The organism is Streptomyces sp. Ag109_O5-1, assembly GCF_003814875.1.
Taxonomy (GTDB): Bacteria; Actinomycetota; Actinomycetes; order Streptomycetales; family Streptomycetaceae; genus Streptomyces; species Streptomyces sasae.
Map to the genome: position 1 here is coordinate 319359 of NZ_RKQF01000001.1, position 16031 is coordinate 335389.

Below are 16031 nucleotides of genomic sequence, written 5' to 3' on the forward strand. Positions count from 1 at the left end.
TGTGACGACGATCCAGGACGTGGCGAGGGCGGCGGGAGTCTCGGCGATGACCGTCTCCAATGTGATCAACGGCCATCCCAACGTCCGCCCGGCCACCCGGGACCGCGTCCTGGAGGCGATGACCCGGCTCGACTACCGGGTCAACGTCGCCGCCCGCAATCTGCGCAAGGGCCGCACCGGGACGATCGGCCTGGCCGTCCCGGAGATCAACCGCCCGTACTACGGCCGGCTGGCCGCCTCGATCATCGCGGCCGCCGACCGGCACGGCCTGCGGGTCAGCATCGAGCAGACCGGGGCCCGCCGGGAGAGCGAGCTGGCGGCCCTCGCTCTGTCCCGCAACCGGCTCTACGACGGCCTCATCCTCAGCACGGTCGGGATGGGCCCGGCGGACGTCCAGGCGCTGGAGGTCGACCATCCGGTGGTGATCCTGGGCGAGCGGATCTTCGGCGGCCCCGTCGACCATGTCGCCATGCCGAACGAGGCCGCCTCCGAGGCGGCGACACGCCATCTCGTCGAGCGGGGCTGCCGGCGGATCGCCATCGTGTGCGGACGGCTGGGCGGCGAGGTCGATGTGTCGAGCCTGCGGCACGCCGGGTATCTGCGGGCGCTCACGGAGGCGGGGCTGGCGGCGGATCCGGAACTGGTGGTGACCGTCGAGTCGCTCACCATGCAGGATGCCGCCCGCCGGCTCCGGGAGCGGCTGGCGGACGGGCTGCTCCTCGACGGGGCGTTCTGTGTGACGGACACGGTGGCCATGGGCGTACTGCGCGCCCTCGCCGACGCCGGGGTCCGGGTGCCGGAGCAGGTCAGGGTGATCGGCTTCGACAATGTCGACGAGAGCGCGTACCTCGTGCCCTCGCTGTCCACCGTCGACCCGGACCACGACCTGATGGCCGAGCGCGCGGTCGCCCTGCTGGCGTCACGTATCGACCGGGCCGGGTCCGGGCCGGAGCGGGAGGAGTTCGCCGGTCCCTTCCGCCTGGTGGTGCGGGAGTCGACGGGCGGCTGAACCGCCCGGCCGCCCTTGATCACGCGGTCCGGGCAGGGCAGCCGGGTGACGTCCTCGAAGGCCACGGGGCGGTCGCCGAGCACCTCGTCGAGTTCGGCGAGGACCCAAGACAGGACGGACGCCGTGGTCCCGGTGCCGCCACGGCCGGCGTGAGGATCTCGGAGCAGATCTGGTCCTCGGTCAGCGGCTGCCCCGTCGACTCGTCGGTGGCGGCCATCAGCATGGAGAGCATGTCCCCGGTGCCGTGGCGCCCTGATACGGGGGGGAGGCGCCAAGGCGATCATGACCTCGCTCATGGCTGCCCACCCCCGGCCGTGGCTCAATCTGTACCGTCCGACACGCGATCATGCGTTCGATATCAGACGAGGTGGCCGAAGACCACCAGATTCTCCGTGTAGTCCTTGACGTCGTGGTCGTAGTCGCCGGCGCAGGTGATCAGGCGCACCTCGGGGCGGCGGGTGTCCGCGTAGACGCGTTCGCTGGGGAAGTCGTCCTTGGCGAAGGTGTCGGCGTCGTCGACCACGAAGTCCGCCTTCGTGCCGTCGGCCCGGTCCACCGTGAACCGGTCGCCGCGCCCGAGTTCGTCCAGCCGGGCGAAGACGGCCGCCGAGATCTTGGTGTCGACGTGCCCGGCGATGATCGCGGTGCCCGCCTCTCCGGGCGAGACGCCCCTGGAGTACCAGCCGACGAGGTTGATGTCGTCGGCCGGTGGGGGCTGGAGCTGACCCGAGGAGCCGATGGTGAGGGTGGTGAAGGGGGCGTCGACGGAGATCTTCGGGATGATCAGACGGGTCGGTGTGGACCGGGGCAGCGCCTCGCCGGTCCGGCGCGGATCGGCCGAGGGGGCGGCGTCGGCGCTCTCGGCCGGCATGGTGCCCGCGATGTCGGAGGCCTTGCCGTGTCCGCCGAACAGCGCCATGGCCAGCATCACGACGGCCACGCCCCACACGGGCAGCAGTCCGCCGCGTTGGGGACCGTTCGGGTCATCGGGATTCGGGGCCTGCGTATTCGGGTCTTCCGTATTCGGTTCGTCGGAGTTCAGGGACGAGGCGCCAGCTGCCATCGGAGGTCACCTTTCTGGGTCGCGGCAGCGGGTTGGGCGGGAACGGGGGCCGCGGTGCCGTCGACGGCTCGAACGCCGGCGACGCCGCGGCCCCCGTACGCGTATGCCCATCAGGACACGGGCCCCGGGACTCTCCTGCGCCGCAGCGCGTAGGCGCCGCTGGCCGCTACGCCCAGGACGGCCAGCCCGCCGGCCGTGACCCCGGGCGTGGCGAGGCCGCCGCCGCCGGTGTGCATGCCGCCGTGCGGTTTGCCGCTCTCCTCGTCGTCACCCCACGAGCTGCTCTTGCCCTGGCTGTCGTCGCCCTGCCCCTTCCCGCCCTGGTCCCCCTTGCCCCCTTGGTCTTGCTTGCCTCCCTGGTCCCCCTTGCCACCCTGGTCCTCCGACCCCTCGCTGTCGTCGCCCTTGTAGGACTCGGGGTCGAACTTGCTGTCGTCGCTGCTGTAGGAGGAGGAGGAGTCGTCACGGGCTCCGTCGTCCCAGGTCCCCGCCACCGCGGCCTGGGCGGCGGGGGCGGAGAAGGCGAGGGCGGCCGTGGCGGCCGTCGTCGCCAGGATCATGCGGGCAGAACGCATCTCGGTGTCCTTCCGCCGTGGCCGGGCGCCGATACTCCATCAGCTGAAACGACCCGGCCCCGACATGAACCACCGTCAGCCAGCACCACGCCCGGCACCATTCAGGCCGCCCATCCGGGGTGGCGACACGCCCAACACCGCCCGGCTGGGTCAATCCCGACCGGGGGCGCACCGCCATTCGGGCGGGAGCGGGCCCGTCACCGGCGAGTCGCCGGATGACGGGCCCGCGGTCGCGTCAGTAGCCGACGTAGAACGTGGCGTCGGCCTGGTCCGTGCTGGTGGAGATGGGGTCGATGCGCAGCACGTAGTCGGAGTGGCGGATGTAGCGCGTCGGGTAGTTGTACGACCGGAACGACGACCACGAGGAGTCGGCGAGGCCGGCAGTCCGGTAGAACGTGGCGTCCTGGGCGAACGACGTCGTGCTGTCGTTCACGTCGAGCTGCAGCTGGTAGTTGTAGTGGCGCAGGTAGCGGGTCGGGTAGTTGACCGACTGGAAGGACACTCCGCTGCTGTCGGCCAGGCCCGGGACCAGCGTCCACATCCCGTCGGTGTACGGATCGAAGGCGTACTCGTCGATCCGGCCGATGAAGTTGCTGTGCCGGACGTACCGGGCCGGGTAGTTGTAGGACTTCAGCCGGTTCCAGGCGGGGGTGCCCCACTTGGCGACGAGGTTGTTGTACTCGGTCGAGGTGATCGGCTGGATGCCGCAGTGCTTGGAGTTCAGCGGCTGGGTGTAGATCTTCTGGTCGAGGGCCGTCCAGGTGCCGGCGGACAGATCACTGGTCTGCCAGGCGTAGAAGACGCCGTTGGGGTCCCAGGTGTCGCCCCACAGATACCAGGTCGAGCTGGACGTGAGGGACTTGACCAGTTCCGGGGCCTCGGTGCCGTTGTGCGAGACGGCCGTGCTGAACTGGGTGAAGCTGCCCGGGTCCAGTGAGGTGGACCGGGCGCCGACCAGGGTCGAGTTCTTCTTGAAGTAGAGGTAGTTGACGCCGTTCACACCGACGGCCAGATCACCGTCGATGACGTCGTAGCCGGGGTCGAAGAAGACCCGGGGGTCGCCGGCGGTGATGAAGTCGCTGGTGTAGTTGATCATGATGACGTTGTGACCGCTGGAGTTGACGGCGGAGTAGATGACGCCGTACTCGCCGCGGCCCGCGTCCCAGAACGCCTCCGGTGCCCAGGCGTGGGTGTCCATGTCGTGCAGCTTCACCCGCCGGTAGCCGGTGAAGGTGCGCAGGTCGGTGGAGTCCCAGACGTGGATGTACTGGCTGACGTAGGTCCAGTCGGTGCCGTTCAGGTCGGTGGCGAGGACCACGAAGGTGCCGTCCTGCTTGCGCAGGATGAACGGGTCGCGCAGCCCGAGGGAGCCCGCCGTGGGGGTGGCGACGGGAGCGTTCTGGTTGAGCGGCGTCCACTGGAGGCCGTCGGTGCTGACGGCCAGGTGCAGGCCGTAGTTGGCGGCCAGCATGTCCGGGGACTCGGTGAAGTAGCACATCACATAGGCCGAGTTGGTGGCGGCCTGTGCGCTGCCGGCACCGAGGGCGAGGGCGCCGGTGGCGGCGATGGGGACGGTCGCGGCCATGCCGAGGAAGTGACGGCGCGACAGGGGGGTGCCGTTCATGTGCGCTCCAGACGAGGGGGAATGTCTGGGATTTCGGACACAGTTCGGGAAACCGATCAGAAACTAGAGGGACGCATGGGGCGCGTCAATCCTTGCGTAACAAGGGAGTTACTCGGATTTCCCGTTCTTCACCGGGAGGGTGAGGGTCGCGGGGCTCAGTCCGGGCGCCGTTGCTGTGAGGGTGATGTGACCTGGCTGTTTGCCGGGGTGCAGGACGGCCAGGGCCCTGCCGTCGTACGACGGGCTCTCCGCGCCGTCGGCGTCGCCCCTCAGGAAGAGCCAGCTCTCGTCGAAGGACCGGTCGCGCGGAATGTCGCCGCCGCTCGCCGCGGCCTGCGACGGCGGCAGACCGCTCTCCAGCGCCGCCGCCGCTGCCAGCCCGAGGGCCTGCCGTCGGGTCACCCCACCGCTGCGCTGTCGGCTCATCGTCAGCCCATCTCGGCCAGGGCGGTGACCTCAGCCGGCGTCAGGGTCCTGCCGTAGACGCGGAAGTCGTCGACGGACACCTTGAGGTACGGATCGGCGTACTGGGAGCGGCCGATGTAGTTGGCGCGGATGTGGTTGCCGAAGTGACGGGGTTCGACGGTGACCGCCGTGTTGCGGCCCGTCTCCCGGCCGTCGACATACAGGACGGCCGTTCCGGCGCCGTAGGTGAGGGCCACATGCACCCAGCGGTCGTTGGGCAGCGGATCGGCGTCGATGCGCTGCTCGGCTCCGGCGCCGCCCGCGGTGATGGCGTACCGGAGGGTGCCGGCGTCGCTGAGCGGGGTGAGGAACATGTTGGCGGTGACCCCGGTGCCGAAGTCGAAGACACGGCTCCAGTCGGCCGGCTGTCCGGAGAGGTTGACCCAGGTCGTCACGGAGTAGGCGGACGCGCCCGCCAGCAGGTCCTCGGCGAGGGCGACATGGCCGTCGGTACCGTCCAGGGCGACGGCTCCGGCGAGATGGCCCGTGGTCCATGCCGCGCCGCCGCTCAGGGTCGCGGACCTGCCATTGCCGGTGGCGTCGGACGCGGTGCTGCCAAAGGTCTCGTCGAAGCGGTACCAGGCCGTGAACTCCGGTGGTGCGGGCGGGGGTTGGCCGGTGAGCCAGTAGACGGTGTAGTGCTGGTGGTGGACCCGGGCGATCGGCAGCAGGGTGACGTTCTCGCCGTCGGCGGTGGCGGTGAAGGTCAGCGGGGCGGCCGAGGTCTGCCGGAGTGAGTCAGGGTCCAGGCGGGGCAGCCAGGGGTTCGCCGTGTCACCGTATGCGCCGGCCAGGACGACCGGTCCGTGCAGGACGGCCTTGACGTCGGGGTCGTCGGGGGTGGCCTCGACGGTCGTGCGCATGGGCAGGGAGACCTCGACACGGTCGCCGGTGCGCCAGGTGCGGTCCAGGGTCAACCAGCATGCGGACGCCGGACGTCGGGCCAGGGTACGGCCGTTGAGCTTCACTCGGGCGCCGGTGGCCCAGCCGGGGATGCGGACCAGGAGCTGGTGGGTGGCGGATCCGGCGGTGACGGTCAGCACGGTGGTGGAGGCGTCGGGCAGGGCGGTCTCCTGGCGCCAGGTGATGTTCTTCTCGGCCCACTTCACCTCGGACGGGATGAACAGGTTGACCAGCAGCCGCTGTTCGTCGTGGGTGTAGACGGTGTCGGCGAACTTTGCCTGGGTCTCCATGCCGCTGCCGTGGTCGCAGGAGAAGTTGTCGTAGTCGGTGGAGTAGGCGTTCGGGTCGGTGCCCATGAAGGAGGGCTGCTGCTTGAAGGAGCCCGGGGCGAGACCGGTGTAGTAGATGTTGAAGCCGTGCGCGGAGTCCGGGTCCTGTTCGCCGAGCATCTGGTTGAACAGGGTGCGTTCGTAGTGGTCGAGGAGGTCGGTGCGGTCCGGGGTCTGCAGGTGCAGCAGCCTGGTCAGCTTGAGCATGTTGTAGCTGTTGCAGTTCTCGCAGGTGCTGTTGCTCAACTGGCCCGCGACGACGTCCGGTTCGTGGAAGGCCTCGCCGTTGCTGTTGCCGCCGATCACATACGAGTGGTGCTCGGTGACGATGCGCCAGAAGTTCTCGGCGATCGTGCGGTAGCGGTCGGCCAGTCCCTCCTGCCAGAGCCGCATGGCGCCGACCATCTTCGGTATCTGGGTGTTGGCGTGCAGCCCGGCGAGCCGGTCCTCACCGGCCGCGAGGGGGTCGAAGACCCGGGCGTGCGTGAAGCGCTCGGCGACCCGCAGCCAGCGGGCGTCGCCGGTGAGGGCGTGCAGGTCGGCGAGCACGTCGTTCATCCCGCCGAACTCCGTCTCCAGCACCTGCTGCATCTGTGCGTGACTCAGCTTCGCGGTACGCCGGTCGACCCACTCCCCCATGCCCAGCACGACATCCAGGGCCTGTCCGCTGCCGGCCAGCCGGTGCTGTTCGACCAGTCCCGCCATGATCTTGTGCAGGGTGTAGTACGGCGCCCAGACGCCGGTTCCGGCCTCCAGCCGGTCGAAGAAGGTCTCGGGGAACGCCGACAGATAGCCCGCCGCGTAGCCGGCGGCGGGTGCCGCGGCCTGGCACTCGGCAAGCGCGGCCACCAGCCGGGCGCCCTTGTCGCGCAGGGCGGTGTCGCCGGTGTTGGCGTAGGTGAGGGCGAGCCCAGAGAGCAGGTGGCCGGTGGAGTGGCCGCGCAGTTCGACGGTGGGGCCCTCCCAGCCGCCGCAGGGCTGTGCGGTGCTGGGCAGGCCGGCGTTGAGCCGGAAGGTGTGCAGCAGCCGGTCGATGTCGACGAAGCGCAGATAGGCGGTGTTGCGGCGCTGGTTGTCCAGGAAGGGGCCGGGCAGCAGCCTGACGGCGGTGAGCGGGAAGGGCCGTACCTGCTCGTTCGGGGCGGCCTGGGCGAGGGCGCCGGCGGGCAGCGTCAGGGCGGTGGCAGCCGCGGTGAGGAAGGCCCGTCTGCCGAGGGGTGGGGTCACGAGATCCTCCGCATGTCGAGGGCGTGGGGCGAGGGAGTCCCGTTCCCTGCCCCACAGGCTGTCGTTCGAGATATCGAAAGCGGTGCGACATGCTGTGCGGAGTTCTACGGTATTTGACGGACCAGTGATGTCAATGATGCCTCCCGAGCCACTTCGAGCCCCCGAACCGCCTCGCCTTCCCCGTCCGGACGGCCGGGTCGGCCACAGCCGGGCAGGAGAGCACTTCGCCCCGTGCAAGGCCCTTTCACCACACCGTTCGAGGGCCTGCCCCTGGACCCGGTCCCTTCGACAGGGAAAGCCGCTCCGCTCGGCTTGATCGCCATGGCTTCCTCCGTCAACTCGGAGTGGAGGTCACGGTCGGGGCGTAGGCCGTAAGCGCGGTGCCATCGCCCGGGCGCGGGCGGAACCCGTCGTCACATCGGGGGAATCCGGCGGGAATTCACCTGCTTTCGGACGAGCGAGGTGCGATTCTTCGCTGCAGTCCGATCAGTACCACAAGGGGGAGGTATCACCGTAGTGAACCGCATGCGCCCGTCTTTGGAAGTCCTGGCCGCCGCCGGCATCGTCACCGCCGCTCAGCTGGGGCTGGCCACCGGCGCGTCCGCGCGGGCCGAGGCACCACAGAGCACCGGCTGCCCTGTCGACATCGTCTTCCCGAGCCGCTTCTACGTGAACTCGAGCAGCTGGGTGACCGACGGCGGCCTGTACTTCGCCGTCAAGAACAAGAGCGCGAGCACGAGCTTCAAGAAGGTCACGTTCACTGTGACGGACGTCAAGAACATCCGTTTCGGCAGCGCCACGGCCGAGGGCGGCAAGGTCACCCACAGGACGTCGAAGACGGTGTCGGTGTACACAACGACGCTGAAGAAGAAGACCAGCCTCGGCGTGAAGGTGCAGACGCATCTGCTGAACACCCGCGCGTACGAGGTGAAGTTCGAGCTGCACGGCTCGGGGTGGAACTGCGCCGTGGACCAGGGCACCTGGGGCTCCTGATCCCGGTCGGCCCCTACCCTGGGTGCCATGGTCGACAACGGCGAAGGGCCGGGCGCGGCGGCCGCCCGGCTCACCGGGCGCCCGGTCTCGGGCGAGCGGGCGCGGTCGGGCAGCCTGGCCGAGGTGACGCTCGCGGGCGGTCCCGCGGTCATGGTCAAGCGCGGCGACGGCCCGAGCGCGGTGCGGGCCGAGGTGGCCGGGCTGCACTGGCTGGCCGCCGCCGGGGCCGTCGCGGTGCCGAAGGTGCTGGGGCACGACGAGCGGTGGATGGTGACCGAGCTGGTCCATGCCGGACGGCCGGACGCCGAGGCGGCGAAGCGTTTCGGCAGCGCCCTGGCCGCCCTGCACACTTCGGGGGCACCGGCGTTCGGGGCGGCCCCGCCGGACGGACCGCGCGACGCCTGGATCGGCCTCGCCCCGATGCGCAACGAGCCGGGCGGCGACTGGCCGCGCTGGTACGCCGAGCAGCGGGTGCTGCCGTATCTGCGTACTGCGGTCGACCACGGGACCCTGCGTCCCGGCGAGGCCGCGGCGGTCGAGCGGGTCTGTGAACGGCTGCCGGAACTCGCGGGGCCGGCCGAGCCGCCCGCCCGGCTGCATGGCGACCTGTGGAACGGCAACGTCCTGTGGGGCGCGGACGGCCGGGTCCGGCTGATCGACCCGGCCGCGCACGGCGGGCACCGCGAGACCGATCTCGCGATGCTCCGCCTCTTCGGCTGCCCGTATCTGGACCGGATCCTGGAGGGCTACGAGGCGGCGACTCCCCTGGCCGACGGCTGGTCTGAGCGCATCGGTGTGCACCAGCTCTTTCCCCTACTGGTGCACGCCACGCTCTTCGGGCGGAGCTACGCCGAACAGGCTCTGGCGACATCCCGGACCATCGCGGGCATTTGACTCCGTCACATGCCAGACGAGCATGTGAAATCGGCCACGTGCGGAGACGATTCCCCGCTGGTTCCCAGGTAGTTCCTTAACAAGCTCTTAATTCGGGCTGAGATTACGCAGAGTAAGGAAACCAACCACGCGTTCGAATCGTATAAGTGCATGGAAGAACGAAACAGGGAGAGACCATGCAACCGTTCGCGCTCAACTACGCACGCCCCGCAGTGCAGTTGGACGTCACCACTCCGTACGCGTATGACTCCGGACTGCAGTTGAACGTTCTCCACGATGGCCGGATCGCAGCCACCGATCACGCAACGCTCAGAGCCCTGGGGACGACGACCTCCACCGCCGGCTCCAAGACGCACTTCGACGACTGAGCGCGGACCCAGACGATGACCGTGCTCATCCTGACCACTGACGAGGACGTGACGGCGGACATGGTGGTCCTCCGGCTGCACGAGGCCTCCGTGCCCGTCGTCCGCCTCGATCCTGCCGATCTGACCAGTGGTGTGGCCCTGTCGGGCGAGTATGTGCAGGGCGTCAGCCGCGGGCATCTGTCCGTGAACGGACGCCTGGTGAGCATGAACGGCCTGCGCTCCGTCTGGGTGCGCAGGCCCGGAGTCGCGGCCGCCCGGGCCGCCCAGCCGTCCGACTGGCTGAGCGAGGAGTCCTCGCAGGCGCTGTACGGCATGCTGCGCGGGACCGACGCACGCTGGATGAACCATCCGGACGCGGCCCGCCAGGCCCGGCACAAGCCGTGGCAACTGCGGCTGGCGCAGCGCAGCGGGCTCGCCGTGCCCGCGACGCTGATCACCACGTTTCCGCAGGCGGCCCGGGAGTTCGCGGAGCGGTTCCCGGACCTGGTGGTGAAGCCGGTGTCGGGCGCGCATCCGCAGGAGCCGCCGCGGGCGGTGCCGACCAGCCGGGTGGCGCCGGACGCCGACTTCGCGGCGGTGGCGTTCGGCCCCACGCTGCTCCAGCGGCGGGTCGCCAAGCGGGCCGACATCCGGCTGACCGTGGTCGGCGGCACACTGCTCGCCGCCCGCAAGCCGGTGCACCCGGACGCCCATCCCGACGACGTGGACGTCCGGTTCGCCCCGTCCGTCTCTCCCTGGCTCGCGGCTGACGTGCCGCCGCGAGTCGCCGAGGCTGTTCTCACGTATATGAAGGACGCCGAACTGGCCTACGGTGCCTTCGACTTCGCGGAGGACGCCGACGGCATCTGGTGGTTCCTGGAGTGCAACCAGTCGGGCCAGTTCGGGTTCGTCGAGATGGACACCGGGCAGCCCATCGCCGAGGCCATCGCCGACTGGCTGGCGACCGGCACCGCGCAGGGTCGGTCGTATGTCAACGGCGGTCGGAGCACGACGCGTTGACGGACTGGGCGTCGGTGTGGAACAGAGCACGGAGAAAGGAACGGGAGATGCGCATCGGACTGCTGGGGACCGGTCCCTGGGCACGGGCGGCGTACGCCCCCGCGCTGGCGGGGCACGGTTCGCTGGACTTCGCCGGGGTGTGGGGCCGCCGCCCGGAGGCCGCGGCGGAGGTGGCGAAGGAGTACGGCGTCCGGGTGTACGACGACGTGGACGCGCTGTTCGCCGACGTCGACGCGGTGGCGGTGGCGCTGCCGCCGGCCGTACAGGCGGAGCTGGCGGTGCGGGCGGCGGACGCGGGGCGGCATCTGCTCCTTGACAAGCCGCTGGCGATCGGTGTCGCCGAGGGGCGGGCGGTGGTGGAGGCGGCCGAGCGGGCCCGGGTCGCCTCGGTGGTGTTCTTCACCACCCGGTTCCAGCAGGAGCCGGAGGCGTGGATCGGTGAACAGGCCTCCACCGCCGGGTGGTTCACGGCACGGGCGCAGTGGCTGGGCTCGGTGTTCACCGGCGACAGCCTGTTCGCCGAGTCGCCGTGGCGGCGGGAGAAGGGCGCGTTGTGGGACGTGGGTCCGCACGCCCTGTCCGTGCTGCTGCCGGTGCTGGGCGACGTACGGCGGGTGGCGGCCGCCGTACACGGCCCGGCGGACACCGTCCATCTCGTCCTGGAGCATGCCACCGGGGCGTCGAGTACGGTGACGCTGAGCCTCACCGCGCCCCCGGCGGCGGCCGGGGCCGATGTGGAGCTGCGGGGCGAGGCGGGGGTGACGCTGCTGCCGAGGAGTGCGGAAGGAGCGGTCCCCGCCCTGGCCCGGGCCGCCGACGCCCTGCTCACCGCCGCGCACACGGGCCGCGCCCACCCCTGCGACGCCGCGTTCGGTCTGCGGGTGACCGAGATCCTCACGGAAGCGGAGACCGTACTGGGCAAGGACGTCGGTTAGGCGTCGGCTTCGGCTTCGGCTTCGGCTTCGGCTTCGGCTTCGGCTTCGGCTTCGGCTTCGGCAAACGGTTCGACGCTCCATCTGAACCAGGCCCGGTTCCCCTCGATGTGCAGCAGGAACTCGGGGACCGGGCCGTCCGGTGAGATCAGCGAGACCCGGCGGCTGATCTCGGCATGGACACCTCCTCCCACGCTTCCCAGTCCTCGTCCTCCGCCAGCACCAGCTCCCGGGCGAACAGGTCCCGGACGCCGGCGAAGCCGGGTCCGGCGGTGAAACCGCCCGACAGCCAGGGGAAGTCGGCCTCGTCGATGACGATCTCGCCGACCGCCTCCCGACCGCCGCGCACCTGCCAGACACCACCCTCGAACACCGTGCCGTCCCCTCCCCTCCGCTGCCGGTCACCGCGCTGTCAGCATGTCACCCGGCACCGACATCGTCCGCGGCCCGGAAGTTCACCCGCTCCCGGACCACGGGGTAACCCGCCCTGGCGAAGTGCCCGGCCATCGGGAAGTTGCCCTGGTCGGTGGCGGCGGCGATGAACTCGGCGCCCTGTTCGACGAGGAAGTGCGTGCACTGCGCCAGCAGGTCGTAGGCGTAGCCGTGCCCGCGCTGCTCGGGCAGGACACCGATGAACCCGATGCACGGCCCCGCCGGGTTGCGCGCGGGGATGTGGATGCCGACCGGCTCCCCCGCCGGCGTGCGGGCGATCTGCCACCACTCACGGGGCGAGGGCATCCAGTGGAAGATGTCCAGCTCCTCCTGGGCCGCCAGGTCCACTCCCCCCTTTGCGATGGCGCGGCGGGCGTGGGCGTCCAGGGTGACGGAGTGGATACGGCGCAGAGCGTCGAAGAACACCGCGTCGTCAGGTTCGGCGGTGAAGACCAGGCGGCCGGGCCGCTCGGGCAGGGCGCACCGTGTCGTCCATCGGTAGAGGTAGCGCTCCACCAGGAGCTCGTAGCCGGCCTTGCCGACGGCGGTGAAGCAGGTCTCGGCGGCCGTGCGCGTCCCAGCTGTGTCGCGCCAGCCAGGGGGCAGGTCGAGTTCCACCTCGTCGGTGTGCCAGGGCGCGCTGCGCAGCAGTTCGGCGCCGGCCTCCTCCTCGCCCTCGGCCACGTCGAACCAGTTGATCAGGAGCGGCTCGGTGTCCTCGGGCCTGCCCCACCAGGCGGCGCGGGCGACCACCCGTCCGTCGCGCAGGGCGACGCGCTGCCACTCGGGACGGAATCGGGTGCGCTGGTGCTTCTCGCGCATGTACAGCGGGTCGGGCATGGCGTCGAACAGCTGAGCGGTGCTGTCGTCGAGCGTGCGGATGACCGGATCGGTCACGGAATCCTCCGGGATGCGTGCTGCGGGGCGCGCTCCCGGGTCAGTTCTGACCTGTCACGCCCGGAAAACGGGGAGGGAGCGCTGGATGGGTGTGATGAACACGGCACTCGCCTCCTTCCGTCCGGTCTCGGGCGTGCGTTCGTACGTTAGGGGCCCGGCCCGGCCGCGTCCACGGGTTTTCCCGCGACGGCACTGCAAGATCGGGACAGGTCGTTCCAAGACCGGGGCAGGCCGGGTGTCCGGGCACGGGCGTAGCTTAGGGATGTGACTTCGGTGCGCGGCTGGTCGTCGCGTGGCTACCGGGACGGACGTGGCTGGCTGCAGGGTGCGCCGCCGCCACGGTGGGTCCGGGTGCTGCCCGTCGTGCTGCTCGCAGGCGTGACCGTGGCGACGCTGCTCAGCCCCAACGGTCATGACTTCGGGTTCCTCCTCGGCGCCATACCGCCGCTGGCCGTCCTGTCGTACGGTCCGCTGGCGACGGCGATGCTCGGCTGTCTGGTCGTATTCCTGCTCAACGTGCCGGCCACGCATCTGAACCAACCCGGCCAAACCGATCTGCTCACCGTCACGTTCGTCGCGGTACTGAGCGTGTTCGTGTCCTACGTGCGCAGTCACCGGGACGCCCAGCTGGTCACCGAGCGGGCGGTGGGCGAGGCGGTGCAGCGAGCGGTGCTGCCGCCGCTGCCGGACCGGGTCGGGACGGTGGGGTGCGCGGGTCTGTACCGGGCGGCGCAGCACGGGACGCTGGTCGGTGGCGACTTCTTCGACGTGCGGAACGGGCCGTACGGGGTGCGGGCGGTGATGGGGGACGTACGGGGGCACGGGCTGGCCGCCGTCTCCACGGTGGTGTCGCTTCTGGGGGCCTTCCGGGAGGCCGTCCTCGACCAGCCGGACCTGGAGTCGGTGGCGGCGCGGATGGACCGCAGGCTGGCGGTGGACTCGGCCGGCGTACCGAACGCGGAGCTGTTCGCCACGGCCCTGCTGCTGGAGTTCTCCGCCGATCTGCGGTCCGTGCGGGTGGTGGCCTGCGGTCATCCGGCGCCCGTGCTGCTGCGGGACGGGCGGGCCCAGGAGCTGGCCGTCGTGCCGGGGGCGCCGCTGGGGCTCGCGCTGGCGGGGGCGGAACCGCCGAAGGAGGTCACGGTGGAGCTGGGGCGGGGAGACCGGCTGTTCCTCGCCTCGGACGGGGTCTGGGAGGCACGCGACGGATCAGGAGACTTCTATCCGCTTCCGGAGCGGCTGGCCGGGTTCTCCGGCGCGGACGCGGCCGCGCTCGCCGAACTGGTGTGGGCGGACCTCGCCGGGCACTTCGAGGTGCGCGACGACGCCACCATGCTCGTACTGGCGCCCGCCATCCGCTGAGGCCTCAGCCCACGTCCCAGAGGAAGCGGTGGGTGTGGATGCCGAAGTACGGGAAGGACTGGACCTCGCGTACGCCCTCGACCGGCCGGACCACGTCGTTGACGAAGTCCAGCAGGTCCTTCGGGCCGGGCGTGACCACCTCCGCGAACAGGTCGAAACCGCCCGAGGTGAAGACGGAGTAGACCACCTCGGGGTGGGTGGCGAGGGTGTCGGCGACGGCACGGGGGTCGCCGTCCACGGCGATGCCGAGCAGCGCCATCGCCTGGCCGCCCATGGCCATCGGGTCGGTGACGCCGACGACCTGGACGGCCCGCGAGTCCAGCAGGCGCTGCAGCCGCTGCCGGGCCGCCGAGGCGGACAGGCCGACCTTCGGGCCGAGGTCGGCGTAGGCGATACGGCCGTCGGTCTGGAGTTCGCGCAGGATGGCCCGGTCGATGTCGTCCATGTGCCCCGCCCTCTCGCTCAGCCGGCCAGTTCGAGCAGGGCGGCCGCGAACACCGCGGTGTGGGTGTCGACGTCCTGTTCGGTGGTGTCGGGGCACATCAGGGCCATGTTGTGGAACGGGGTGAGGAGGATGCCCCGGTTGGCGAGGTAGAGGTGCAGGAAGTCCTCCAGCTCAGTGTCCGCGGCCGCCTCGGACTCGGTACCGGTGCGCGGGGCCGGGGAGACGAAGCGGTACTCGGTGCGGGCGCCCAGGCGGCTGACCGACCAGGGCAGGGCGTGGGCCTCGACGGCTGTGCGGACGCCGGTCTCGAAGCGTGCGGAGAGCGAGTCCATGCGGGCGAACGCCTCGCCGGTGAGCACATGCTCCAGGGTGGCCCGGGTCGCGGCGACCGAGAGGGCGTTGCCCGCGAGGGTGCCGCCGACCCCGCCCATGTCCACCAGGTCCAGGTCGGCGCGGGCGAGGAGCCGCTCGGCGAGCTCGGCGGAAAGTCCGTAGGCGCCGGCCGGGATGCCGCCGCCGATGGCCTTGCCGATGGTCAGCAGATCGGGTTCCAGCCCCCAGGCGGCGGTGCAGCCGCCGGGGCCCGCGGAGAAGGTGTGCGTCTCGTCGTTGATGAGCAGCGTGCCGTACTGCCGGGTCAGCGCCCGCACGCCGTCCAGGTAGCCGGGTTCGGGCAGGACGATGCCGATGTTGGTGAGCGCGGGTTCCATGAGGACGGCGGCGACGTCGCCGTGCGCGAGCTCGCGCTCCAGCTGCTCCAGGTCGTTGAACTCGGCGACTCGGCTGGTCAGGGTGACGTCACAGGGCGCGCCGACGTTCCCGGGGCGCGGTGCCCCCTTGCCGTCGGGGCCGACGACGATCAGGGACTCGTCGACGCTGCCGTGGTAGCTGTAGCTGTTGACCAGGATCTTCGGCCTGCCGGTGACGGCGCGGGCGAGCCGGATGGCCCAGCGGTTGGCGTCGGTCGCGGTGAGCGAGAAGCTCCAGCGGGCGAGCCCGAAGCGGCGGGTCAGCTCCGCACCGACCCACTCCGCGTCCTCGGTCGGCAGCATCGCGGTGGCCCCGCCCAGCTCGGCGAACCGGCGGTGCACGGCCTCGGTCACGACGGCCGGCGAGTGCCCGGCCATCGCGCCGGTGTCGCCGAGGCAGAAGTCGATGTACTCGTGCCCGTCGATGTCGGTGACCCGGGCGCCGAGCGCGGTCGCCAGGTACCGGGGGAACGCTCCGGCGTTCTTGTTCATCCACGTCATGGGAACCCGGCCGAAGAGATGGTCGGCGCGGGCATATGCGGCTCGGGAGCGCGGATTTCGCCGCTCGGCCTCGGCGCTCTCCCGGGCCAGGAGGGTGTGCAGTCGGGTGCGGTCCATGGAGTACCCCTGATCGGGAGCGGTGGCAGCGGAATAAGCGGAGCGTACGACCGAAACCTGCCATGCATCAAGAGATAGCGATCGAATCGATTGTCACGGCGACGGATTCGAGTGCGGCGGAGCGCAGGCTCGCCAAGGGAGGAACTA

15 protein-coding genes and 1 pseudogene are annotated in these 16031 nt (G+C 70.7%); 7 read left to right on the top strand and 9 right to left on the bottom strand.

Going from position 1 to position 16031, the window contains the following annotated elements; all coding sequences use genetic code 11:
* The first annotated feature begins 1 nt into the window (after position 1).
* Positions 2-1009: a LacI family DNA-binding transcriptional regulator gene (locus tag EDD90_RS01415; protein ID WP_123971337.1), complete on the top strand. Its 1008-nt coding sequence runs from the start codon at positions 2-4 to the stop codon at positions 1007-1009.
* Positions 1010-1367: 358 nt separating this feature from the next.
* Here EDD90_RS01415 and EDD90_RS01425 read toward each other — a convergent pair whose 3' ends face one another.
* The 5 genes from EDD90_RS01425 to EDD90_RS01445 all read right to left on the bottom strand — a co-directional run bounded on the left by EDD90_RS01425 (position 1368) and on the right by EDD90_RS01445 (position 7195).
* Positions 1368-2072: a class F sortase gene (locus EDD90_RS01425; RefSeq protein ID WP_123971338.1), complete on the bottom strand. Its 705-nt coding sequence runs from the start codon at positions 2070-2072 to the stop codon at positions 1368-1370.
* Between the two features lie 110 nt (positions 2073-2182).
* On the bottom strand, positions 2183-2647 hold the full coding sequence (locus tag EDD90_RS01430) for a hypothetical protein (protein WP_123971339.1): 465 nt from the start codon (positions 2645-2647) through the stop codon (positions 2183-2185).
* 235 nt (positions 2648-2882) lie between these two features.
* Entirely contained in the window at positions 2883-4271 is a 1389-nt protein-coding gene (locus EDD90_RS01435) for a glycoside hydrolase family 43 protein (RefSeq protein WP_123971340.1), read from the bottom strand.
* A 108-nt stretch (positions 4272-4379) separates the two neighbouring features.
* Positions 4380-4697, bottom strand: a complete 318-nt coding sequence (locus EDD90_RS01440; RefSeq protein WP_123971341.1) for a hypothetical protein — start codon at positions 4695-4697, stop codon at positions 4380-4382.
* A gap of 2 nt (positions 4698-4699) precedes the next feature.
* Complete coding sequence (locus EDD90_RS01445) at positions 4700-7195, bottom strand: beta-L-arabinofuranosidase domain-containing protein (RefSeq protein ID WP_123971342.1); 2496 nt, start codon at positions 7193-7195, stop codon at positions 4700-4702.
* 525 nt (positions 7196-7720) lie between these two features.
* Here EDD90_RS01445 and EDD90_RS01450 point away from each other — a divergent pair.
* The 5 genes from EDD90_RS01450 (at position 7721) to EDD90_RS01470 (ending at position 11384) form a co-directional block, all read left to right on the top strand.
* Positions 7721-8188, top strand: coding sequence for a hypothetical protein (locus tag EDD90_RS01450; RefSeq protein ID WP_260327507.1), 468 nt, complete (start codon positions 7721-7723; stop codon positions 8186-8188).
* A gap of 27 nt (positions 8189-8215) precedes the next feature.
* A complete protein-coding gene (locus EDD90_RS01455; protein ID WP_123971344.1) occupies positions 8216-9082 on the top strand; it encodes a fructosamine kinase family protein in 867 nt (288 codons plus the stop codon).
* A gap of 176 nt (positions 9083-9258) precedes the next feature.
* Positions 9259-9450: a putative ATP-grasp-modified RiPP gene (tgmA, locus tag EDD90_RS01460; protein WP_089102565.1), complete on the top strand. Its 192-nt coding sequence runs from the start codon at positions 9259-9261 to the stop codon at positions 9448-9450.
* A gap of 15 nt (positions 9451-9465) precedes the next feature.
* Positions 9466-10449 (top strand): ATP-grasp ribosomal peptide maturase, encoded by a 984-nt coding sequence (tgmB, locus tag EDD90_RS01465; protein WP_123971345.1) that lies wholly within the window; start codon positions 9466-9468, stop codon positions 10447-10449.
* A gap of 47 nt (positions 10450-10496) precedes the next feature.
* On the top strand, positions 10497-11384 hold the full coding sequence (locus tag EDD90_RS01470) for a Gfo/Idh/MocA family protein (protein ID WP_123971346.1): 888 nt from the start codon (positions 10497-10499) through the stop codon (positions 11382-11384).
* Here the strand turns inward: EDD90_RS01470 and EDD90_RS55035 are convergent.
* Positions 11381-11754, bottom strand: a pseudogene (locus EDD90_RS55035) (hypothetical protein). The gene EDD90_RS01470 and the pseudogene EDD90_RS55035 overlap by 4 nt on opposite strands.
* 47 nt (positions 11755-11801) lie before the next feature.
* The gene (locus tag EDD90_RS01485) at positions 11802-12710 is read right to left on the bottom strand and encodes a GNAT family N-acetyltransferase (protein WP_123971349.1); all 909 of its coding nucleotides are present in this window, start codon (positions 12708-12710) and stop codon (positions 11802-11804) included.
* Between the two features lie 264 nt (positions 12711-12974).
* On the opposite strand from EDD90_RS01485, the gene EDD90_RS01490 reads away from it, so the two are divergent.
* Complete coding sequence (locus EDD90_RS01490; RefSeq protein WP_123971350.1) at positions 12975-14072, top strand: PP2C family protein-serine/threonine phosphatase; 1098 nt, start codon at positions 12975-12977, stop codon at positions 14070-14072.
* A gap of 4 nt (positions 14073-14076) precedes the next feature.
* On the opposite strand, the gene EDD90_RS01495 is transcribed toward EDD90_RS01490, so the two are convergent.
* Both EDD90_RS01495 and EDD90_RS01500 read right to left on the bottom strand, forming a co-directional pair.
* Entirely contained in the window at positions 14077-14517 is a 441-nt protein-coding gene (locus tag EDD90_RS01495) for an Lrp/AsnC family transcriptional regulator (protein WP_123971351.1), read from the bottom strand.
* 17 nt (positions 14518-14534) lie between these two features.
* A complete protein-coding gene (locus EDD90_RS01500; protein ID WP_123971352.1) occupies positions 14535-15884 on the bottom strand; it encodes a transaminase in 1350 nt (449 codons plus the stop codon).
* Positions 15885-16031 lie beyond the last annotated feature (147 nt).